Raw genomic sequence first — 20,823 nt, 5'->3', positions numbered from 1 at the left:
AACCGCCGGTCGTCCAACGACGCCTTTCCTGCGCCTCAGTCGAAGCGCGACGCGAGGATCACTCCGTGGAAAGTCCATTCAGGACAGTGTGGCGAGGAACGCTTCCAGTTGCTCGACGACGAACGCGTGGTCGTCGGCCTGGGGTAGTCCCGAGACGCCCACCGTGCCCACCGGGCCCACGCCGTCGACGATCACGGGGAACACGCCGCCGTGCGCGGCGTAGAGATCCGGATCGAGGCGAGAGCCGGCCTCGAACGTCGTGCCCTTGGCGCGGAATCGCTCACCGACGAGGAACGAGCTGTGCCCGTAGCGGTCGACTACGCGGCTCTTGCGGTCGATCCACGCGTCGTTGTCGGCCGAGGTGCCCGGCAACGCCGCGTGGAACAGCCGCTGTCCGCCGCGGCGCACGGAGACCGTCACCGGAAGGGCGCGGTCCCGTGCCGCCGCGAGCAGGTGGGCGCCCAGCTCCAGCGCGGTCTCGTTGTCGAACCGGCGGAAGACCAGGCGCTCCTCCTGTGCGGTCAGGACGGCCAGGGTGTCATCGCTCATGACACCCATTAAATCAACACTGTTGTGCAATGGCTACCGCAGTGCGTCCAGTGCGAACGCGGCGTACATCGCGACGCCGCTGGCCATCGCGTCCTCGTCGAAGATCACCCGGTTCGAGTGGTTCGCCTCCACCGTGGCCAGGTCGGCGTCGGGCGGGCAGGCGCCGAGGAACGCGAAAGCGCCCGGAACGCGTTGCAGGACATAGGAGAAGTCCTCCGCGCCCATCACCGGGTTCTCCATGGGCTCGGCGTTGCGGGCACCGAGGACCTCGGCGGCCAGCTCGAGCACCCGGGCCGCGATCCGCGGGTCGTTGACCGTGACCGGGTAGCCGGAGACGACTTCGGCGCTCACCCGGACGCCGTGCGCGGCGCCGACCGCTTCGCACACCTTCGGCAGCTCCTCGCGCACGAACGCCAGTGTCCGCTCGGACAGCGTGCGGATCGTGCCCTCCAGGAACGCCGTCTCCGGGATGATGTTCGTCGTCGTCCCGGCCTCGATGTGGGTGACCGAGACCACCGCGGGCTCGAACACGCTCACCTTGCGGGTCACCATCGTCTGCAGCGCGCCGACCATCGCCGCCGCCGCGGGCACCGGGTCGATGGCCTGGTGCGGCGCCGAACCGTGGCCGCCCCGGCCGGTGACCTTCACGTGGAAGCTGTTCGCCGAAGCCATGATCGGCCCCGGCCGCGTCTGCACGACGCCGGAGTTGACCTGGGTGAAGATGTGCAGGCCGAACGCCTTTTCGACGCGTTCGCCCGCCGCGTCGAGCACACCCTCGTGGATCATGTGGCGCGCGCCGTGCTCGCCTTCTTCGCCGGGCTGGAACATGAACACGATCGACCCGGCCAGCTCGTCGACGTGCTCGCTGAGCAGCCGCGCGGCCGACGCCAGCATCGCGACGTGGGTGTCGTGCCCGCAGGCGTGCATCGCGCCGTCGTCCTCGGAGGAGAAGTCGAGGCCGGTGTCCTCATGCAACGGCAGCGCGTCCATGTCGCCGCGGAGCAGGATCGCCGGGCCCGGCTTCCCGCCCCTGAGGACGGCGGTCAGCGACGTGGTCGTTTTGCCCTCGGTGATCTCGAGTGGGAGGCCTTCGAGGGCCGCTTTGATCGAGGACTGGGTTTTCGGCAGGTGGAGGCCGATCTCCGGATTCCGGTGGATCTCCCGGCGGAGTTCTACGGTTTTCGTTTGGAGCGCGCGGGCTTCGGCCAGCAAACCGGCGAAGCGCGCATCGGGGAGCGTGGGCAGGTCGGTGGGTCCGGTCATGTCTCGATAGTGGCGCATGCGGCGCTTCAGGCGCACCGTGCGTGCGTTCCGAATGCGGGCGGAATACGGTGTGCGCATGGCGGTGCAAGAGCCGATCACGGGGTTCGCGGTGGCCGTGGTGCGGGAGGACGGTCGATGGCGGTGCAGCTCTCTTGATCCAGGGGCACTCGCCGAACTCGACGCTGCGATCACCGAGCTCGGCAAACTGCGTTCGACGGGTGCCTCCTTCGGGCTGCTGGCGATCGACGACGAGTTCTTCGTGATCGTCCGGCCGAGTCCCAGAGGTCCCTCGCTGCTGTTGTCCGACGCCGCCGCGGCGCTCGACTACGACATCGCCGCGGACGTCCTCGACGTGCTGAGAGTCGACCCGCCGGACGAGGACGACGACGCCGTCTGGCCGGAAGGCGATCTGGGGATCCTGTCCGATCTCGGACTGCCAGGGGCGGAACTCGAAGTGATCGTCGGCGAGGTCGACCTCTACCCGGACGAGCAACTCCAGATGGTCGCGCAGCGGTGCGGATTCGCCGCCGAGTTCACCAAGATCCTGGACGAGATCTGAGCCCCTCCGCCTCCGCCGCCGACATCGCCGCCGTCCTGGCGGCGATCGAAGCGGCGCGGGGCGCGGGCGACGACGTGCCGATCGGCGCCGTCGTCCTGGCACCGGACGGGACCCCGCTCGCCTCCGCGCGCAACGCCCGCGAAGAACTGGGGGACCCGACGGCGCACGCGGAGATTCTCGCGCTGCGTGCCGCGTCCGAGATCTACGGCGACGGCTGGCGGCTCGAAGGCTGCACGCTCGCGGTGACGCTGGAGCCGTGCACGATGTGCGCCGGTGCGTTGGTGATGGCGCGGGTCGCGAAGCTCGTCTTCGGTGCCTGGGAGCCCAAGACCGGAGCCGTGGGGTCGCTGTGGGACGTCGTCCGCGATCGGCGGCTCAGTCATCGCGCGGAAGTCGTCGGCGGCGTGCTGGAGACCGAGTGCGCGGCCCTGCTCGAAGACTTCTTCCACGGGCAACGAGGTAACCGCACCGGGTGACAAATGTGTCACGCCGTGTTCTCCGGGTACTCCCCACACAGGCGGCCGCAGACGGTGGTCGCCAGTCTAAGGAGGAACGTCCGCCATGAGCGTTTTCGACAAGGCGAAGGACAAGGCCGAGCAGGCCATCGGCGCCGCCAAGGAGAAGCTCGGCGAGAAGACCGACAACCAGGACCTCGCGAACTCCGGCCGGGCCGACCAGACCGAGGGCGAGGTCAAGGAGACTGGCCACGACATGCGCGACCGCGCCGAAGGGGCCGTGCAGGGCCTCAAGGACAAGTTCAACAAGTAGGTCTCGACGCAGAAGAGCCGGTCTCCGTGGAGACCGGCTCTTCGCTGCGGTGGCGGTGGGATTTGAACCCACGGACGGTTATTAGCCGTCACACGATTTCGAGTTCCGATTCCACCCGTCCGAAGTGGTCCGAACGGGTACGTTTCCCCTGGTCAGTGCCATCCGTGCGACAGCACAGAACAGGTCGAACGCGCTCGAACTGAGACCCGAACTGAGACCCAGTCAGAGCGGCTGGAACAGCGGGGGGCGGGGGCACGCCGCGTGCGGCCACACACAGCCGAGGGGACGTGACAAACCGCAGGTCAGGACGCCCCCCCGACTGTTTCAGCCTCGCTTGCCGTCCCGTTCAAGGCTGAGCTCGCCGTGCTCCAGGTAGAGCGTCACGTCGCCGACGTACGCCTGATACGCGCGCGACAGGCGTCGGGCAAGCCGCGGGATGACGTACTCCCCGAGCTTCTCGACCGACACCCACTCCCAGTGATCCAGCTCCTCGCCATCGAGCCGGATTGCTGTCTCGTCGGCGCCCAGATCGCCGCACGCGAAGACGTAGAGGATCTTGTCACCCTCCGGATCGCTGGGCGCCCAGTCATGCACCAGGAGCCGTCGCGCAGTCCGCGTGATCCCGAGCTCTTCCCGGAGCTCGCGCGCGCACGCAGCGGCTGGGGACTCACCGCGGTCAACGTAGCCGCCCGGGATGTCCCACCGATTGCCGTACGTCTTCCGCACGAGTAGGACGCGGTCACCGTCTACGAACAACGCCCCGGCGGCAATCCGGGGCGTTGCGAACTTCTCAGTCGGATCGGTCACGCTGTCTACCCTACGACGCGCATCCGTCGCGCAAGCTGGTCCAGCTCGAAACCAGGCTTGCCGTGCGTGCTGCGGACCCACGTGAGTACCAATTGCCTGCTGAGGTAGTGGTGCCGCACCTGATCGGGCGCCATTCGTTCCGCGTTTAGTACCGTCGCTACAGCCGCGTCGCGACGACCGGCGACGTTGTACGCGCGTGCAACGTCCAGCATGTGCCGCACCCGGCGCTCTGTCGGAAGCGCGCTCGTATCCAGTTCCGGCCCGATGTCGAGCGCGACCTGAACGTCTCCCAATTCCATCGCGGTGTTGACGCGGTGGATAGCGACGTTTGTCGGCCCGAATGCCGTCCATAGGTGGTTTCCGTCCACGCCAAGCCGACGCGACGCGTCCTCAGCTTCGGCGAGATATCCCCGTGTTGCACTTCGGTCCTCGGAGCGCGCCGCAGCCATCGAACCGGCCAGAAACAGCGTTCCATACGTCGACAGAAGATCTCCATCGCCGTCGCTCAAATGAGGCTGCAAATATGCCGCCCCTGACTCGATCAGCTGCATTGCCGGTTCATGTCGGCCTGTCGATAAAAGCGCGAATGCGACCGAGCGAAATAGGGACGCGGTGATCGCGTAGTTGTCGGCCTGCTGCGCGGATGCCAGTCCGCGCTCTGCTGCCATCCACGCAAGCTCGGACTCGCCGATCTTCGTTAGCACAGACGCGGCAGCCTGGTAGCTCAGCGCCAAGAGCTCGTGAGCCCGTCGCCGGTCATCACCCTCGTACTGACGGGTTGCAAGCAACGCGTCGGCGAGCAGAAGCGGCGCCCGTCCGGCAGCGTAGGCGAAGCGCGATCCCTGGTAGGCATCGAAAACCGAGCGCAGTTCCCGGGAGAGCTCGTCCAGTGCGGGCGGCGCCGCGTCTGTGGCAGGCGCACTCAAAATCGGGGTCAACTGCCTGTAGTCCATGAGTGCCGCGCGGAGCGCGGGAACGGTCGACGTGCCGCTGTCCGGCGTCCAGTCCAGGAACGTCGGCTCGCCGATCAGGTCGCCCAAGGCGACGTCGAGCGCGTCGGCGAGGCTACGGATCACAGACAGGCGATCCAGCTCGATCCGGTTGTTCTCTGCCTTGCCGAGCCAATCGGCCGTCCGGCCGACCAGTCCGGCAAGTGCCTCTTGCGACATGCCGCGCCGACGCCGGTACCACGCGACGCGTTCTCCGATGGTCAGGTGCTCCGTCATTCCTCGCATGTCTCCACCCTCCCCTGCTGTGGCTCGGACGACCCGGAAAGTTTTTCCGGGTTCCTCCCGGAAGGAATTTCCGGGTCCCTCTCCCCTTCCGGCTCGAAGCTAGTTGCCATGAGAAGCGAGCGACACCGGCACACCGGCGCACCGCACGCAGTCGTAGCGATCGAGGGAGGCACCAATGGCCAAGAACTCAAGCCCAGTCCTGAAGACCGGCGGCGGCGCGCTGTGGAAGGTCGTCGGCCTGGCCGTGGTCGTCGCCCTGCTGGCGCTCGTGGTGAAGCACCCGGCGGAGAGCGCGGACTGGGCGAAGACGCTCGGAGCGCACGCTGGCGACGCGATCGACGGCCTGTCGACGTTCATCGAAAGCCTGGGCCGCTAGCCGTGCAGCCCTACATGCTGTTCGAGCTTGTCGAGCCTCTCCCGGACGTCCGCGAGCTGTGCCACCAGGTCCGCGTTGGCCGGTCGGCCACCAAGCCCGGTCGAGCCGGGTACGGCGTCCCCGGATGCCCGGACAAAGGTGCCCTGGCCTTGCCGCGTCACGATCAACGACTCGTCTTGCAGAAGCGAGTACGCCCGCTTGACCGTCCCCACGGACACGCCGAACTGCTCCGCGATCGCCTGGTGTGGCGGCAGTTTGTCGCCGACGCCGTAGGTCTCCGCTCGCAACTGGTCGCGAATCCGGTCGGCGACCTGGAGGTACGGCGCCCGCGAGTCGCCTGGGTCGAGTTTGTCCATGTCAGACAGGGTACGCGACTTAGTCAACTACTCCATCTAGGTGATAACAGACGAGATCTCTTGGCTACGTTGCCTATGTTGTCTAACGTTCCTGGTGTCGCAGTAAGCGCACACAGCGCAGGCGGCCCCGGCGGTGCAGCCACACCGGCCGGGGCCTACATCGAAACCTTTGGGAGTCACGATGCAGTTCGATCGTAATCGGGTGTACCGGGTCAAGCAGCTCGCAGAGGCCCTGGACGTGCACCGGTCGACCATCTACCGGGCGATCGAGTCCGGCGCGCTGGACGCGCTGAAGATCGGCACCGGCAAGGGCGCCCTCCGCATCCCCGGATCCTCGGTCAACATCTGGCTGAGCGACTGCGCGGACGCGGCCTACCACCTGGTCGAGGACGGCGCGTCCGTCGAAGCCCTGGACGACCCGGAGACCGACGACGCGGCGGAGGTGGCCTGACATGTTCACCCTGGACACGACCATGACGCCGGGCACCATCGGCGGGCACACCACCGAGTTCATCCCGGTGCACCGCCAGGCCAACGGCACCCCGGCCACCATCACCGCGACCCTGACCGTCCCTCTGTCCCTTGAGGACATCACCGCCACCATTTGGTTCCTGTTCAACGACTCCCCGCTTGAGGAGCTGCGCAACGTGCTCGCGGACGCGGGTTACGTGCACCGGATCGTGCTGGAAACCATGCTCGGCGCCGGGGTGTCCACTGTGGAGAGCGAACGTCTCGGCCTGGTCGAGATCACCCCGGGTACGGACGGGTTCGAGCACCTGAGCTTCATCCGCGAACGCGTCGCGCAGCTCTACGGCGCCCCGGCGCCGCGTCGGTCCTGCCGGGCGCCCCGCCGGGACCTGGTGGCCGCGCGATGACTGCGATGGTGACGCGCAGCGGCGTTCGGCTCGCCCCGGCCCACGCCGGGGCGGGGCCGGACGGCCCGGTCCGCCGGATTGGGATCTGGCCGGCGGATGCCCCGGCGCCGATCGTGCTCTCGGAAGACGAGCTTGCGCTTGCCCTCGCGCACGGCGACGACTACGTGAGCCGGTTCGGGACCCTGCCCGACGACGCGGCGCGCCGTGTCCTGCGCGGCGTGCACGCTCTCGGACGCGGTCAGCTGTGCCGCATGGTCGAGCGCTGGCACGTCGGCAACGAGACCGACGTGTTCCCGCCCGGGTTCCAGTCCCGCTGCACTCGCGACGCGGCGGAGCTGTGCCGCAAGGTCCACCTCGAACCGCGCTGATCGACCCCGCGCACGGGTCGACCCACGAACATCCCCGGGCCGGTGTGCTCGAACCGCCAGCCACACCGTGGCCATGAACGCCGCACCGGTCCGGGGACCCCAACCACTCGACCCGATCGACCCCGTTCACGAACAGCCGTACCCGGGTCCACGACACCTGCCACCTGCACGAATCGACCCCGATCGACCCGAGCCATGAACGACGCAAGGGAGTTCACCAGTGACCCACCCCGACGCCAACGGGCGCCACCTGTGGCCCGTGAACGGACCCGACCCGGGGGTTCACGAACTGGACCCCGAACCGTTCCCGGACCCCGTTCACGACCCCTACGAGTCGACCCCGCCGACGACCACGCGCCGGGTCCGACTGACCCCGGCCGCCGGTATCCGGCTACGCCCGACGTTCTGGCTGTGGGACGGCCGGATGCCACACGGCGCCATCACGATCGGCCCCGGCCGCGAGGGCATCGGCAAGTCGCTGTTCTGCGCGTGGCTCGCCGCCCGCGTCACGCTCGGCGAGCTGCCCGGCGAGCACTACGGGCAGCCCAAGAGCGTCATCTACGCCGCCACCGAGGACAGCTGGGAACGCACCCTGGCCGGACGGCTGGTCGTCGCCGGGGCCGACATGAACCGCGTGTTCCGGGTCGAGGTCGAGCACATCGGCGGCATGACCCTGCCGCTGTCGCTGCCCAAAGACTGCGACGCGATGGCCTCGGAGATCACCGCGCATGATGTGGCGCTGCTCATCGTGGACCCGCTCATCTCCGTGCTGGACGAGAAGATCAACCCGCACGCGGACCGGGACCTACGGACCGGGCTCGAACCGCTGGCCAAGCTCGCCGACCAGACCGGATGCACCATCTTCGGCCTGGCCCACTTCAACAAGGCCAGCGGCACCGACGTCCTGTCACGGATCATGGGCGGCCGGGCGTTCTCCGCCGTCGCCCGCGCCGTGATCGCGTTCGCGCGCAACACCCGCGACGGGGACGGCTCGTGCGTGATCTCCCAGGTCAAGAACAACCTGGGCAAGCTCGACGTCCCGTCGCTGCGCTACGTCGTCGAGTCCGTCGAACTCGACACCGCCGAAGGCCCCGCCCAGTGGGGCCAGATGGTCATCACCGGCGAGACCAACGTCCACGTCAACGACCTGCTCGACGACGCACCACCCAGCCGCGAGGAAACCGACCGACGCAAGGAACGCGAGCTGGCACGAGCGTGGTTGCTGGAGTTCCTGGCCGGACGCGACGAGCCGACCTGGGCAAACGACCTCTACGCCGCCGGTGCCGAAGTCGGGAACTGGAGCGAAGACCAGCTCAAGAACGCCAAGAAGAACACGCCCATCACCGTGAAGAAGGTCGGCAAGCGCTGGTACTGGCAGCTGCCCGCCGACGACGACGCGGCCGACAGCGAGGAAGAAGGCAAGAGCGCAAGGGCGCAAGAGCGCACGGAGGCAGACCCGCCCTCCTAGCTGCGCCCTTCCCGCCCCGCCGGGCAAGAGCGCACGGCAAGAGCGCACGGCAAGAGCGCACGTTCCTGCCTCGTACGCCCCTTGCGCTCTTGCGCCCTTGCTCCCTTGACCGCTTACCCCACGATCCGAGAGGAACCCGATGACCCGCCCCGACTCCCACGACCAGCACGGCGACGCGCAGCCCCCGGCCGACCGGGTGCACATCCTGACCGATGGGGACGGCCGCTACTTCGTGCCCGTGTTCAGCGTCGCCCCGAACGGCGAGGCCATCTACGTCGGCACCGTCGTCTACCGCGAGGTCACCGACGTGTCCCCGCTCGGTGTCCCGCTGCCCCGGCAGAGCGCCTGACCGAACAAGACCAGGAAGGAGGCTTCGCCCATGCCCAACGCGTCGGCGGCCGTCCGCATCACCCACGCCAGCGCCGCGCAGCTGCGCGAGGTGGTCGCCGACGCGGCGCCGCTAGACCGCACCGGGTCTAGGTCTAGACCCCGCCCCTAGACCCCTCCGTACCCGCTGACCAGCCACCTAGGCACCTAGACCCCCGAACGGGAGGCACCCCCATGCGCAGCTCACGCGCCACCTCGACCACCCCGCCGGGGCCTAGGTCTAGCCGCGCGACGGCAGGGAGGCAGCAAGGGAGGCAACCGGACCGCAGGGAGTTCTCCCTGACCGCCTCCCCAGTCACCCTCCCCCGCCCGACCAGCCCGAACCCATCCGAGGGAGGCAGGGAGGCACCGCCGACGACGACGCGGGAACGCCCGGGGAGGCCGGTTCCCGGTCCCCTCGCGCGCCTCCCTCCCTGGCCGTCCGGCGGGTTAGGCCGCCGGTATCCGGGTTAGATCCCTAACCCGGCGGGTTAGGTCCCGGAAACCCTTGCTGGCCAGCGGGAAGTTAGGCGGGTTAGCAAGTTAGCTCCACTCTCGCGCGGGTGGAAACCGCCCGGAAACGCCACGTCGCGGCGACGGCCGCGACCTAACCCGGCGCTAGCGCCCGGCACCGAGCTAGCGTCCGCCGACGCTAGATCTAGCGTCCCTGCTAGCACCCGAAACCGCCGACGACCAGGCACCTAGCGTCTAGCGTCCACTCGGGACACACCCACGAAACCGGCCCGTAGCCAGGGTTCCGGACACCTCCGCCCCAGCAACGCTAGGCGGATACGAGGGGGACACGACACCCCCGTGACAGCAGTGACACCCCTGCCCGGAACGCGGTGTCACACCTGTCACCCACCCCGCGCGCTGCGCGCAGCTGCGCGAGCCACCCCGGCCCGCGCCAACCCAAGGAGAACGACCGTGACACCTACGCGACCCCGCCCGCTCGAACCACGGAGCCGCATCCCATGCACACGCCCCACATCACCGACGCGGCCGACGCGCCGCGCACCCTCCTGACCGTCGAAGCCGCCGCCAAGCGGCTCTCCATCGGCCGGACCACCATGTACGCCCTGATCAAGGCCGGACACATCGCGACCGTCCGCATAGGACACCTGCGCCGCGTCCCCTCCGCCGCCATCGCGGCATACATCGAACAGCTATCCGTTGCCGCACAAGCGGCCTGATCAGGAGGGGGACACGACATGCCACGCAAGAAACGACCCGAGGGAACACGCCGACCGAACGGCGCAAGCTCCATTTACTTCGGCGAGGACGGGAAATGGCACGGCCGCGTCACCGTGGGGATCCGCGACGACGGGAAGCCCGACAGGCGACACGTCAAGCGGAAGACCGAAGGTGAGGTTATCGACGCCGTACGCGAACTGGAAAAGCAGCGTGATTCCGGCGAGGTAAGGAAACCGGGCCGTAGCCAGACGGTCGAGCAGTGGCTTACCCACTGGGTCGAGAACATCGCGGCGCCTACCGTGCGACTCACGACGATGGTGGGCTATCGCGCCTCGGTATACAAGCACCTTATTCCGAGCGTTGGCGCGCACCGCTTGGACAAATTGCAGCCGGAACACCTCGAAGCCGCCTACGTGAAGATAATGAGGGAAAAAGGGCTCAAACCGGCCACCGTGCACCTCGCGCACCGAACGGTTCGAGCTGCCTTGAACGAAGCCGTTCGACGCCGTCACCTCACCAGAAACCCGGCGCAAATCGCTAAGCCGCCCCGTGTTCCGGACGAGGAGATCGTGCCGTTCTCGCGCGAGGAAGCGCGGAAGCTCATCACGGCCGCTGGTGAATTGCGGAATGGCGCACGGTTCATCGTGGCACTGTCACTCGGCCTGCGGCGCGGCGAGGCGCTTGGGCTGAAATGGTCCGATGTCACGATCACCTGGAAACACGGGTGCGAGCGAGGTGCCCCGTGCCGACGGAAACTCCGCGCGGAGGAATGCCCGACTCGGCGCGGCGTCGGCACGATGGCGATTCGCCGTTCGATCCAACAGCTGAACTGGCAGCACGGTTGTTCACCCGATGACCACTGTGGACACGAGCACGGGGCCTACTGCCCGAAGCGCTACGGCGGCGGCCTGGTTGTCGGCGAGGTGAAGTCGAGCGCAGGCCGTCGCGTCATCGGCATCCCTCAGCCCGTCATCGAGGCGTTGGAGGCGCACCGGACACAGCAGGAGGAGGAGCGCCACGCAGCAGCCGACATGTGGGAGGAAGGCGGCTGGGCGTTCGCGACGCCCATCGGCAGGCCGACCCACCCGACACCGGACAACCGGGCGTGGAAAGCCTTGCTGCGCCTGGCCGACGTCCGGAACGCGCGGCTACACGACGCGCGGCACACGGCAGCCACGGTGTTGCTGGAGCTGAAAGTCCCGCTGCCCGCCGTGATGGAGCTGATGGGCTGGTCCAACGCGGCCGTCGCCAAGCGGTACATGCACGTCAACACAGAGCTTGCCACGGCCGTGGCTGACCAGGTGGGCGCCCACATGTGGGCCGTTCCGGACGACGACGGAGAGGAGGACGACGACGGCCCGGCGGGCGCCCTCGTGCCTGCCTGACAGGGGTCAACTGAGACCCGAACTGAGACCCCAACGGCAAAACGCCCGGCGACCCTCTGTGGGTCGCCGGGCGTTTTGCCTGTTGAGAGCGGTGGCGGTGGGATTTGAACCCACGGACGGTTATTAGCCGTCACACGATTTCGAGTCGTGCTCCTTCGGCCGCTCGGACACGCCACCGCCGAGAACAATACCGGAGGGCGTAGGAGGGTCTTCAGGGGGTCAAGAAATCTGCGCGGTGATCTCGTCGATCGCCGCCGTCTGGTTCTCGACGATCTCCTGCGCCAGCGCTTTCGTCTCGGCGTGCTCGCCCGACGACAGCACGGTCTTGGCCATCGCGACGCCGTTGCGCAGGTGCTCGGCCATCAGCGGGAGCCACGTCTTGTCGAACTCGGCGCCGGTCAGGTTCTGCAGCGAGGCGACCTGCCCCGAGGTGATCATCCCTGGCATCGAGTGCCCGGCGTGGCCCGCCGCGGGGAGCACGGCCGCGTTCCACGACCGCAGCCAGCCGGTCATCGTCTGGACCTCGGCCGACTCGGCCTTGATGATCTTGGCCGCGGTGGCCTTCACGAACTCGGACGCCGACCGCTCCGAGGCCAGGTTCGCGACCTGGATCGACTGCTGGTGATGCGGGACCATCTGCTGGGAGAACGTGATGTCGGCCTGGCTGGCGCCTGGGGCGCCCTGAGCCGCCGGCGCGGCGCTCGTGGCCGTCGAGCAGCCCGCGAGCACCCAGGCGAGCAGCCCCAGCAAAACCATCGGCGGTCGCCGTCGCATCGATACCTCCGTAGTCACGGGAAACCGGCCCCTTCGTCTTGTGATACGGCTGTGACCTTCCGCCGGTTCAAAAACCGATTAGCCTCGGTGGGCATGACGGATCCGAAGACCGTGGTGACCGGTTTCCTTCAGGCCCTCGAAGAGCTCGACATCGACCGCGCGCTGAGCTTCGTGGCGATCGACATCGTCTACCAGAACGTCCCGCTTCCCCCGGCTCGCGGCCTCTCGGCGGTGGAGAAGCAGTTGCGCGCCTTGGCTCGCTACGGCAGCGGGTTCGAGGCGCGCACCCACCACATCGCCGCCGACGGGCCGATCGTGCTCACCGAGCGCACCGACGTGCTGCGGCGCGGTTCGTGGGAGGCGGAGTTCTGGGTGTGCGGCACGTTCGAAGTACGCGACGGCCGGATCGTGCTGTGGCGCGACTACTTCGACTGGACGACGTTCCTGGCCGCGAGCGCGAAGGGCGCGGGCAAGGCCGCCGTCGCCGGGGCGAAGTCGCTCATCGGCAAGTACCGGGCGCGGCAGGAACTGGAGCGCTGACCGCACGGGAGCGGTACTTACCGCGACTGCCCAGTGGCCGTGTCACGAAAGCCACTTTCGGGACATCAGACGTCGCGAAAGTGGCTTTCGGGACACCCGGGATGGCGGCCGAAGCGGTACTGACGCGAGCCCTGCCTGCCGCAAGTAGAGGACTACTTGCGGCACGGACCAGGACATGACACACCGCCGGCGTACGGGCTCCGTCCTCCCCCGACGGGTCCCGTGCACCGGCGGTGCGCCCCCAGTTCCCCCCGCTCACCCTCCCCGGTGAGCGTCAGAAGGTCAGGTGCCGATCGCCGAGGTCGGCCTCCCGCAGCACGGTGTCGAGCCGTGCTCCGCTGAAGTGGGCCATCGGACGGCCGCCCCGTTTCCGGTCGCGCAGATCGACGGCCAGTGCGATCCCCAGCAGCAGGATCAGTGCGGTACCTGCGATGAGCCAGCCCATCGGACACCTCCTCCGGCGACGTGAGGGAGGATTTGTGTCCTCGCTCACGTCGCCAAAGGTAACTCCGGAAATGCCGGGTCGTACCCGGACTTGAGGTTTATTTAAGGCAGGGAAACTCGAATGGACTATTTGCGCGGCGTTCCCGCGACACAAATGTCACCGTCGGCCACGGAGACGTCACGCGCACTGGACGCGCCGGTCACCAGAATGCGGGCGGGGCCCCGGAAACCGGCGATCACTTCGACGCGCTGGACCGGTTTCGGTGTGGTGATCAAGGTTTCCGGTCTCCGATGACGCCCGTTCTCGAGCAAGAACGTTTCGATGTGCGGTTGTCCGTCCCGGGTTCCGTAAACGCGCCAAGTGCCGCCATTGAGCGGTTCGATCTCACGCAATCGGAGTCCATTCGCGACTTCGCGCACTTCCCAGTTCCGGCCGTTCCACGCACCCGCGAAATCACGTGGCGAGCCCGCGGCGTCGAACTGGAACGAGGTGACGAACGGCTTGCCGTCGCGTTGCGTGCCGACCTGCAGGACGTCGTCCGGCGACTTGAGGCCGCCGCGGAGAAGAAGCGCAAGGTGCGGACGTCGAAGGAGAGGTAGTAGACGTTCCGGTGGTAGACGTCGTGTTTGTGCTGCGACGGCCCGCCGCCCGCGAGCGTGTAGACGAACTGGATCCGCCCGGACGACGGCAGGTACCGCAGCTGGCCGACGTAGATCTCGTCCATGTGGTCGGCCCGGCCCAGCGAGCCGAACGCCCACTGCTTCCCGGTCAATTGTACGGAGTTCTTCCAGGTCTTCCCGTTGTCGCGGGACGCGATGTACTTCATCGGGCGGAAGTCAGGGTTGGCGTTCGGATCGAGTTCGTTGGTCGTCTCGCGGTAGAACACGAACAACGTGCCGTCGGCGGTTTTGACCGGCATCGGGTAGCTCGCCGAGGCACCCGCGGGAACCTCCGTGCCGGTCCAGGTGCCGTCCAGCGAATGAGCGAGCGGCGCGCGGCTGATCACGGTGCGCGTGTTGTGCATGCCAAGGAAGATCAGCAGGTGGCCGTCGCCGGCGAGCAGCATCGTCGGGTAGTTGTGCGGATCGGACTCGCCGTCGGCGATCTTCTTCGGCGCGGTCCAGACGCCGGTCCGGTGGTCGTAGGCCTGGACGTGGGTGTCCGCGGCCTTGCCGGACCATGAGATGAAGGTCTTGCGTGCGACGGGGTCGTAGGTGCCACCCGCGTTCGGCCGCCGGTCGGTGCGGGACGCGACCGTGCTCGCCGGGGTCATCACCTCGAACTCGGCCTCCGCCGCCTCGGAAACCGGGGTCACGAGACCGGCCGCGAGAAGAGGGATGAGCGCGCAAAGAAGTCTGCGCATGAAGACGCCTCCTGGGTACGTGGCAGGCGGCGGATCTTGAACCTCTCATCGGAGAACGAGGCAAAACCAGCCCTGAGAACGACGAAAGTGTGACTCCGAAGGGCCCAGCTGTCACGAATCGTTGTCTCGTCGTCTTCCTCATTTCACTTGTCCGGGGGAGTATTCCTCGACCGATCTTGCGAAGAGGGGACTCAGCGTGACCACATCCCGCCGTGCTGCCAGGAGACGGGCCCTGAGCGTGACCGTCGCCTCCGGCCTGGTCTTGAGCGGTGCTGCCATCACAGCCGCTCCGGCCGCGCTCGCCGCGCCCAGCGCCGACGCCGTGATCGCCGAGGTCTACGGCGGTGGCGGCAATTCGGGCGCCACGCTGACCAACGACTTCGTCGAACTCGCCAACCGCGGCGCGGCGGCCGTGAGCCTCGACGGTTTCAGCGTCCAGTACGCGCCCGCGTCGGGGAACAGCTGGCAGGTCACACCGCTGACCGGCGGTGTCGCGCCGGGCGCGCGGTACCTCGTCGCGCAGGCGAAGGGCGCGGGCGGCACCGTCGCCCTGCCGACGCCGGACGCCACGGGCGCGATCCCGCTGTCCGCCACCGCCGGCACCATCGCGCTCGTCCAGGGCACCTCGGCGCTGACCTGCAAGACCGCCGCCGACTGCGCGGCAGACCCGCGGATCAAAGACCTGGTCGGCTTCGGTGGTGCCACCATCCGCGAGGGTGCCGCGGCCGCCGCGCCGTCCAACACCGCTTCCGTCGCCAGGGCGACGACGCTGGCGGACACCGACGACAACGCCGCCGACTTCACCTCCGGCGCGCCCACCCCGACCAACGGCAAGGGCGAGACGCCGGGTGAGACCGGCCCGCCGCCGGTGAACGCGAAGATCCACGACATCCAGGGCAGCACCCGAATCTCGCCGTTCAAGGACCAGAAGGTCGCCGGGGTCACCGGTGTCGTGACCGCGATCCGGAGCTTCGGTTCGGCGCGCGGGTTCTGGATCACCGACACCGCTCCCGACGCCGACCCGCGTACGAGCGAGGGCCTGTTCGTCTTCACCGGCTCGACCACGCCCGCCGTGGCCGTCGGTGACGCGGTGACCGCCTCCGGCACCGTCCGCGAGTTCTACCCGGACGCGCCCGCCACATCGCCGTACCAGTCGCTCACCGAGCTGACGAGCGCGCGGTGGACGGTCGATTCGAGCGGAAACGCGCTGCCCGCGGCGACCGTCGTCACGCCGGAGTCGGTCCCGGACACCGTCGCCCCCGCCCCGGGTGGCAGCATCGAACCGCTGCCGTTGGAGCCCGCGAAGTACTCGCTGGACTTCTGGGAGACGCACGAAAGCGAGATCGTCAGCGTCTCCGACGCTCGCGTCGTCGGCCCGACGTCGTCGTTCAACGAGCTTTACGTGACTACCAAGCCGAAGCAGAACCCGAGTGTGCGTGGCGGCGCCGTGTACCTGGGCTACGACCGGCTCAACACCGGCGTGCTCAAGGTCGCGTCGCTGATCCCGTTCGCCGAGGTGCCGTTCCCGAAGGTCAACACCGGCGACGTGCTCACCGGCGAGACCTCCGGCCCGGTCGAGTACAGCAACTTCGGCGGCTACACACTGTTCGCGACGAAGCTGGGCGCGACCAAGGACAACGGGCTGAAGCGCGAGAGCACCCGTGCCCAGCGCGGTGGTGAGCTTTCGGTGGCGACCTACAACGTCGAGAATCTGTCCGCTTTGGACGGTGCGGAGAAGTTCGGCGAGCTGGCCAAGGCCGTCGCCACCAACCTGGCGAAGCCGGACATCCTGAACCTGGAAGAGATTCAGGACAACAACGGCCCGACGAACGACGGCACCGTCGCCGCGGAGCAGACGCTGCGGAAGTTCGTCGACGCCATCGCCGCCGCCGGTGGCCCGCGCTACGAGTGGCGTCAGATCGACCCGGAGAACGGCAAGGACGGCGGCCAGCCGGGTGGCAACATCCGCGTGGGCTTCCTGTTCAACCCGGCTCGTGTGTCCTTTGTGGATCGACCGGGCGGCACCTCGACCACTCCCGTCGGCGTGGTCAAGGAACGCGGCAAGACCCACCTGACCGTTTCCCCCGGCCGGGTCGACCCGGCGAACGAGGCGTGGGAGGCCAGCCGCAAACCGCTGGTCGGCGAGTTCGTCTTCCAGGGGCGCACCGTGTTCGTCATCGCGAACCACTTCAACTCCAAGGGCGGCGACCAGCCGACCCACGGCCGCAACCAGCCGCCGGTCCGGAGTTCCGAGGTGCAGCGGGCGAAGCAGGCGACGGTGCTTCGCGGTTTCGTCGACGAGTTGCTCGCGTCGGACAAGAACGCGAACATCGTCGTCGCCGGTGACCTGAACGACTACCCGTTCTCGCCCGCGGTGAAGACCCTGACCGCCGGAGGCGCGCTGAAGGACTTCATCGCGTCGCTGCCGGAAAACGAGCGGTACAGCTACGTTTTCGAGGGCCAGTCGCAGGTGCTGGACCACATCCTGGCGTCGAAGGCGCCGCGCGGGACCGACTACGACGTCGTGCACCTGAACGCCGAGTTCGCGCAGCAGGCGAGCGACCACGACCCGCAGGTGCTGCGGTTCCGGCCGAGCGCGGGCAACCCGGTCCAGGACGCGTTCTACGACCTGGCGGACTACCTGGAGAAGATCCTCGGCCCGTACCTCCCGAAGCCGTAACCCGCCGCAAGTAGTCCTCTAGTTGCGGTAGTTGCACGCGCAAGGACCGCAACTAGAGGACGAAACGCGGGCGAGGGGGGCGCGTCTAGGAGCGTTTCGCGCGCCATCCCAGGGAGAGGACGGCCTGCACGAGTTCCTGGTAGCTCGGCTTGACCTCTTCCAGGTACCGCTCCAGGTACCCGGCCCGCGCGGTCGGGACCGGTTGCGGGTCTTCGTCGTCCGGCAGCCAGTTGAGACCTGCGACGTTGTGCTGAGCCATCTTCCACCAGCGGGAGGCCCGGTCGACCGCCCGCTGCTCGCGTTCGGCGGCGTCCGCGACGGCCTGGTACGCCTCGGCGAGCCGGGCCTCCAGTTCGTCCGCGTGGCCGATCTCCCAGTTGCGGAGGTTCTCCGCCGAAGCGCGCGCGAGGGCGACGATCTCCTTGTACCGCATGGCCGCGGTCATGCCGTCATCCATCGAGAAGCCCTTCCGGACGCTGGAACGGGATGATCACCTCGGGGGCGCCGTGGGTGGTGCGGTCGAAGAACAGCGCGCGACCCGGCCGCGGTGACCAGTGCACGACCTGCCCGGCGGCGAACGGCGACAGTTCGTTGCCCTGGACGTCCAGTGCCGCCCAGGTACCGATGTCGTCGGTGCCCGCGAAACCGAGCGTGTCCTTCAAGCGTGCGATGCTGCGCCACCAGCCGATGGTGTGGACGCCGTGCGACGGACCCTGTTTCAGCAGCACCCTCAGCTGGTCCAAGCCGCTCTTCAGCTGCCCGGGCGCCTTGGCCTCCAGTGCGGGAATCGAAGCGTCGACGCCATACAACAGCAACACTTTCGGAGTGTCCAAAGAGGACAAGTTCGCCGCGATATCGATTACCCGGGCGGGCAAATCGTCCTCCAGCGAGACACGGTGTCCCTCCGCTTCCAATCGTTCGGCCAACTCGGACACCGCCTGGAAGGACGCTTCGATGGGACACGAAAGGACGAACTCCACCGAATCGTCGTGATGCTGGCGAGCCAAGGATCGCGCGGCGGAGTCCATGATGGACAGTGCCTCCGCCGTGGCGGCACCCAAGACCGCGATATTCCGTCCCGGCGCCTTCGGCAGGTCGACCCCGCAGGCCGCCTCGTCGACGTCGATCGACTGACCCAGCAGCGCCCGCGGTTTCTTCGTCGGCTTCAGCTCGTTGAACGCCGGGAACTGTTCGAGCACCGGGGAATGCGCCCCATCGAACAGCCGGGGCCGCTTGAACGACTCCGAATACCGCTCCCACAGCCGGTGCTGCAGCTTGACGAACACGTCCTTGCTGCTCGCGTCCGGGACGTGGGCGAGCTGGTTCCCGTGCGCGACACCGGAATCGTGGTTGATCACCGCGTGCCACTTCGGCGCGGACACCGCCGCGTTGTTGGTCTCGGACAGCACACGCCGCGCCTTCGGCATCGCGATCCGCAGTGTGCACTGCTCGAACACCGCCGGTTTGCCCCAGAAGGCCTCGATCCCGGCGACGTCCTGGCTCGCCAGCACCAGGTGGATGCCCTGCGACCGGCCTCGCCGCGCGATGTCCTCCAGCAGCTGGGTCGCGGTCGCGGTCACGCCGTCGCGGCCGGCGAACAGGTACTGGAACTCGTCGATCACCGCGACGATCCGCGGCCAGTGCCCGCCGGGGTCCTGCTCGCGCAGATCCGCGAGGTTGATGACCTCGTGCTGTTTCGCCGCGGCGGACCGGCGGCGCAGCTCGTCGGCGAGGTACCGCAGCAGCGCCAGGCCGAACTCGCGGTCGGTGTTGACGTTGACCCCGATGAGCTTGGCGTGCGGCAGCCAGCTGGCGTCCCGCCGCCCCGGCGCGAGCCCGGCGAACGAAACGCCTTCCTTGAAGTCCAGCAGGTACAGCGCGAGTTCGTCCGGCGAGTACCGGGCCGCGAGGCTGCCGAGCAGCGAGTACAGGAAGTTCGTCTTCCCCGAACCGCTCGGCCCGCCGATGAGCACGTGCGGGCTGGCGTCGCCGATGACGACCTCCACCGCTTCGCCCTCGAAGAAGCCGACCGGCGCCCGCAGTTCCCGCGCCGAACTCTCCTTGCCCAGCTCGGTCGGCAGGAGGTCGGCGAACGAGCGGGGCCCGCCCTGTCTGGCGATCAGCGCCTCGGCGATCCGCCCGGCGGCCCGGATGACCTGTCCGGACGGCATCGGCGGATCGAGGTCGACGACCAGGTCCGTACCGGTCATGCTGCTGATCGCGCGGCGGTCGTCGAGCAGGCTCAAGGTTTCGACCGACGTCGACAGCGCGGTCGGCACGTCGATCATGATCAGGCAGATCCCGGCGGCCAGGGCCCCGGTGGCGACGCGTTTCAGTTCGCGGGCGCGTTCCGGTTCGAGGGTTTCCCCGTTGCCGTAGAGCACCGCGACGCGGAACGGTTCGACGCGCTGGCCGCTCGCCTGCCGGATCTCCCGCAGCGACGTATGTCCCGCCTGCATCCCGGTCGCGTGGATGCGGCGGATGTGCCCGGCCAGCTCGTCGAGGAGGTCCTCAAGCCGCCCTGGGTCGTACAGCGTGAGCGCGCTGGTGCGGCTCAGCGGGTACAGGTCGGGCAGGATCGCGGTCAGCTGCCCGACGTCCCACAGGTGGACGCGCACCGCGCCGGGTTCGAACGTGCTCAGCACCCGCATCAGCAGGTTCTGCACGATGCCGTCCACCGCGGGCCGGGTCTTCGGCGCCGAGGTGATGGACAGATGCGACTCGTCGAGCAGGGGCATCGCGACGTCGAAGGTGCGCGGAACGTCCTTGCCCGGCACGGTCGCCGAGCCGACGCGCCACAGCCCCGGTGCGGTGATGCCGGGATTCCCGCCGACGCGGCCGAGCCAGTTGCCCGGCTGCTGACCCGCCGGTCCCGGCGCGTTGCCGGTGACCAGATCGCGCAGCGCGTTCGGCCCGGCTTCCCAGTCGGCGTAGAACTGGCCTCGCACGTTGCCGAGCAGGTTGAACACCTCGGCGGCGGCCGGATGCCGCGACCATTCGGCGTGCTGCTCCGAGGTGGAGTTGTTCATCCCCACCCGGACGATGTGCTGTTCCAGTTCCAGCTTGGCCAGTTCCGCCTCGGCGGCTTGGCGGGCACCGGCGGCGGATCCGAGGACGAGCCCGATCTGATGCCGGACCCGTTCCAGCGCCGTGATGACGCGATTGCGCTGTTCACTCGCTTTGCTGCCCATGCCGGCTCGCCGATCTCATAGGCGGGATTGGTAACCGCTGACCAGGTCGTCAGCGGCGGAAAGGCGCGTCAGGAGGTTCTCGATTCCCTCGTCGGCCTGCGCCAGCTGCGACGGCACCCATGGCACGGCCTGGGCCTGTGGTTCCACAAGGGCACGCCTGGACTCCTCGAGCAGGCTTCTCGCCCGCTCGGCATGAGCACGTCCGTCGGCGAGGCCGGTTTGGACGACCGTCAGCAGCTGGTGCAGTTCTTCGAGGTACAT

General features: G+C 68.3%; 25 protein-coding genes and 1 tRNA gene. 13 read left to right on the top strand and 13 right to left on the bottom strand.

Annotated features, from left to right (window positions below; all coding sequences use genetic code 11):
• Positions 1–78: 78 nt before the first annotated feature.
• Positions 79–549, bottom strand: a complete 471-nt coding sequence (locus ACM6LR_RS06280; protein ID WP_414936899.1) for a heme-degrading domain-containing protein — start codon at positions 547–549, stop codon at positions 79–81.
• A gap of 33 nt (positions 550–582) precedes the next feature.
• On the bottom strand, positions 583–1,812 hold the full coding sequence (locus ACM6LR_RS06275) for a M20 metallopeptidase family protein (RefSeq protein ID WP_414943373.1): 1,230 nt from the start codon (positions 1,810–1,812) through the stop codon (positions 583–585).
• A gap of 76 nt (positions 1,813–1,888) precedes the next feature.
• Here ACM6LR_RS06275 and ACM6LR_RS06270 point away from each other — a divergent pair, with 76 nt between their 5' ends.
• The 3 genes from ACM6LR_RS06270 (at position 1,889) to ACM6LR_RS06260 (ending at position 3,139) form a co-directional block, all read left to right on the top strand.
• Complete coding sequence (locus ACM6LR_RS06270) at positions 1,889–2,371, top strand: tRNA adenosine deaminase-associated protein (protein ID WP_414936901.1); 483 nt, start codon at positions 1,889–1,891, stop codon at positions 2,369–2,371.
• A gap of 35 nt (positions 2,372–2,406) precedes the next feature.
• Positions 2,407–2,847, top strand: coding sequence for a nucleoside deaminase (locus ACM6LR_RS06265; RefSeq protein WP_414937126.1), 441 nt, complete (start codon positions 2,407–2,409; stop codon positions 2,845–2,847).
• 85 nt (positions 2,848–2,932) lie between these two features.
• Positions 2,933–3,139: a CsbD family protein gene (locus tag ACM6LR_RS06260; protein ID WP_414936902.1), complete on the top strand. Its 207-nt coding sequence runs from the start codon at positions 2,933–2,935 to the stop codon at positions 3,137–3,139.
• A 324-nt stretch (positions 3,140–3,463) separates the two neighbouring features.
• Here ACM6LR_RS06260 and ACM6LR_RS06255 read toward each other — a convergent pair whose 3' ends face one another.
• The gene (locus ACM6LR_RS06255; RefSeq protein ID WP_414943372.1) at positions 3,464–3,946 is read right to left on the bottom strand and encodes an NUDIX domain-containing protein; all 483 of its coding nucleotides are present in this window, start codon (positions 3,944–3,946) and stop codon (positions 3,464–3,466) included.
• 5 nt (positions 3,947–3,951) lie between these two features.
• Entirely contained in the window at positions 3,952–5,172 is a 1,221-nt protein-coding gene (locus ACM6LR_RS06250; RefSeq protein WP_414943371.1) for a helix-turn-helix domain-containing protein, read from the bottom strand.
• A gap of 184 nt (positions 5,173–5,356) precedes the next feature.
• On the opposite strand from ACM6LR_RS06250, the gene ACM6LR_RS06245 reads away from it, so the two are divergent.
• Entirely contained in the window at positions 5,357–5,557 is a 201-nt protein-coding gene (locus tag ACM6LR_RS06245; protein WP_414943370.1) for a hypothetical protein, read from the top strand.
• On the opposite strand, the gene ACM6LR_RS06240 is transcribed toward ACM6LR_RS06245, so the two are convergent.
• Positions 5,554–5,913 carry a GntR family transcriptional regulator gene (locus ACM6LR_RS06240; protein ID WP_414943369.1) on the bottom strand — a complete coding sequence of 120 codons (360 nt, stop codon included), beginning with the start codon at positions 5,911–5,913 and terminating at the stop codon, positions 5,554–5,556. The two genes, ACM6LR_RS06245 and ACM6LR_RS06240, sit on opposite strands and share 4 nt — an antisense overlap.
• A 181-nt stretch (positions 5,914–6,094) precedes the next feature.
• Here ACM6LR_RS06240 and ACM6LR_RS06235 point away from each other — a divergent pair, with 181 nt between their 5' ends.
• The 7 genes from ACM6LR_RS06235 to ACM6LR_RS06205 all read left to right on the top strand — a co-directional run bounded on the left by ACM6LR_RS06235 (position 6,095) and on the right by ACM6LR_RS06205 (position 11,569).
• On the top strand, positions 6,095–6,364 hold the full coding sequence (locus ACM6LR_RS06235; protein ID WP_414943368.1) for a helix-turn-helix domain-containing protein: 270 nt from the start codon (positions 6,095–6,097) through the stop codon (positions 6,362–6,364).
• Between the two features lies 1 nt (position 6,365).
• Complete coding sequence (locus tag ACM6LR_RS06230; RefSeq protein ID WP_414943367.1) at positions 6,366–6,788, top strand: hypothetical protein; 423 nt, start codon at positions 6,366–6,368, stop codon at positions 6,786–6,788.
• Positions 6,785–7,156, top strand: coding sequence for a hypothetical protein (locus tag ACM6LR_RS06225; protein ID WP_414943366.1), 372 nt, complete (start codon positions 6,785–6,787; stop codon positions 7,154–7,156). Before ACM6LR_RS06230 ends, ACM6LR_RS06225 begins: the two co-directional genes overlap by 4 nt.
• A 220-nt stretch (positions 7,157–7,376) precedes the next feature.
• Positions 7,377–8,624 carry an AAA family ATPase gene (locus tag ACM6LR_RS06220; RefSeq protein ID WP_414943365.1) on the top strand — a complete coding sequence of 416 codons (1,248 nt, stop codon included), beginning with the start codon at positions 7,377–7,379 and terminating at the stop codon, positions 8,622–8,624.
• 139 nt (positions 8,625–8,763) lie between these two features.
• The gene (locus tag ACM6LR_RS06215; protein ID WP_414943364.1) at positions 8,764–8,973 is read left to right on the top strand and encodes a hypothetical protein; all 210 of its coding nucleotides are present in this window, start codon (positions 8,764–8,766) and stop codon (positions 8,971–8,973) included.
• Between the two features lie 991 nt (positions 8,974–9,964).
• Complete coding sequence (locus ACM6LR_RS06210; RefSeq protein ID WP_414943363.1) at positions 9,965–10,183, top strand: helix-turn-helix domain-containing protein; 219 nt, start codon at positions 9,965–9,967, stop codon at positions 10,181–10,183.
• Between the two features lie 18 nt (positions 10,184–10,201).
• Positions 10,202–11,569 (top strand): tyrosine-type recombinase/integrase, encoded by a 1,368-nt coding sequence (locus ACM6LR_RS06205; protein ID WP_414943362.1) that lies wholly within the window; start codon positions 10,202–10,204, stop codon positions 11,567–11,569.
• Between the two features lie 89 nt (positions 11,570–11,658).
• On the opposite strand, the gene ACM6LR_RS06200 is transcribed toward ACM6LR_RS06205, so the two are convergent.
• Together ACM6LR_RS06200 and ACM6LR_RS06195 are read right to left on the bottom strand one after the other, a co-directional pair.
• A tRNA-Ser gene (locus tag ACM6LR_RS06200) sits at positions 11,659–11,746 on the bottom strand.
• A 42-nt stretch (positions 11,747–11,788) separates the two neighbouring features.
• Positions 11,789–12,343, bottom strand: coding sequence for a DUF305 domain-containing protein (locus tag ACM6LR_RS06195; RefSeq protein WP_414936903.1), 555 nt, complete (start codon positions 12,341–12,343; stop codon positions 11,789–11,791).
• Between the two features lie 93 nt (positions 12,344–12,436).
• Here ACM6LR_RS06195 and ACM6LR_RS06190 point away from each other — a divergent pair, with 93 nt between their 5' ends.
• The gene (locus ACM6LR_RS06190) at positions 12,437–12,883 is read left to right on the top strand and encodes a limonene-1,2-epoxide hydrolase family protein (protein WP_414936904.1); all 447 of its coding nucleotides are present in this window, start codon (positions 12,437–12,439) and stop codon (positions 12,881–12,883) included.
• A gap of 274 nt (positions 12,884–13,157) precedes the next feature.
• Here ACM6LR_RS06190 and ACM6LR_RS06185 read toward each other — a convergent pair whose 3' ends face one another.
• The 3 genes from ACM6LR_RS06185 to ACM6LR_RS06175 all read right to left on the bottom strand — a co-directional run bounded on the left by ACM6LR_RS06185 (position 13,158) and on the right by ACM6LR_RS06175 (position 14,691).
• Positions 13,158–13,328 carry a hypothetical protein gene (locus ACM6LR_RS06185; RefSeq protein WP_414936905.1) on the bottom strand — a complete coding sequence of 57 codons (171 nt, stop codon included), beginning with the start codon at positions 13,326–13,328 and terminating at the stop codon, positions 13,158–13,160.
• Between the two features lie 125 nt (positions 13,329–13,453).
• The gene (locus tag ACM6LR_RS06180; protein WP_414943361.1) at positions 13,454–13,603 is read right to left on the bottom strand and encodes a hypothetical protein; all 150 of its coding nucleotides are present in this window, start codon (positions 13,601–13,603) and stop codon (positions 13,454–13,456) included.
• Positions 13,600–14,691, bottom strand: a complete 1,092-nt coding sequence (locus ACM6LR_RS06175; protein WP_414943360.1) for a BNR-4 repeat-containing protein — start codon at positions 14,689–14,691, stop codon at positions 13,600–13,602. The genes ACM6LR_RS06180 and ACM6LR_RS06175 overlap by 4 nt, the downstream gene beginning before the upstream one ends.
• Positions 14,692–14,929: 238 nt before the next feature.
• On the opposite strand from ACM6LR_RS06175, the gene ACM6LR_RS06170 reads away from it, so the two are divergent.
• On the top strand, positions 14,930–17,371 hold the full coding sequence (locus tag ACM6LR_RS06170) for an endonuclease/exonuclease/phosphatase family protein (protein ID WP_414943359.1): 2,442 nt from the start codon (positions 14,930–14,932) through the stop codon (positions 17,369–17,371).
• 85 nt (positions 17,372–17,456) lie between these two features.
• Here ACM6LR_RS06170 and ACM6LR_RS06165 read toward each other — a convergent pair whose 3' ends face one another.
• Genes ACM6LR_RS06165 through ACM6LR_RS06155 form a run of 3 tightly spaced genes read right to left on the bottom strand, consistent with a single transcriptional unit; the run spans position 17,457 to position 20,823 of the window.
• Positions 17,457–17,828, bottom strand: coding sequence for a hypothetical protein (locus ACM6LR_RS06165; protein ID WP_414936909.1), 372 nt, complete (start codon positions 17,826–17,828; stop codon positions 17,457–17,459).
• Positions 17,821–20,562, bottom strand: coding sequence for an FtsK/SpoIIIE domain-containing protein (locus tag ACM6LR_RS06160; protein WP_414943358.1), 2,742 nt, complete (start codon positions 20,560–20,562; stop codon positions 17,821–17,823). The genes ACM6LR_RS06165 and ACM6LR_RS06160 overlap by 8 nt, the downstream gene beginning before the upstream one ends.
• A gap of 15 nt (positions 20,563–20,577) precedes the next feature.
• Positions 20,578–20,823, bottom strand: coding sequence for a hypothetical protein (locus ACM6LR_RS06155; protein ID WP_414936912.1), 246 nt, complete (start codon positions 20,821–20,823; stop codon positions 20,578–20,580).

The sequence above is a fragment of the Amycolatopsis sp. cmx-11-32 genome (assembly GCF_047608695.1).
GTDB lineage: Bacteria > Actinomycetota > Actinomycetes > Mycobacteriales > Pseudonocardiaceae > Amycolatopsis.
Note: the sequence above shows the minus strand (reverse complement) of the source record. Positions and strands in the feature narration are given on the sequence as shown.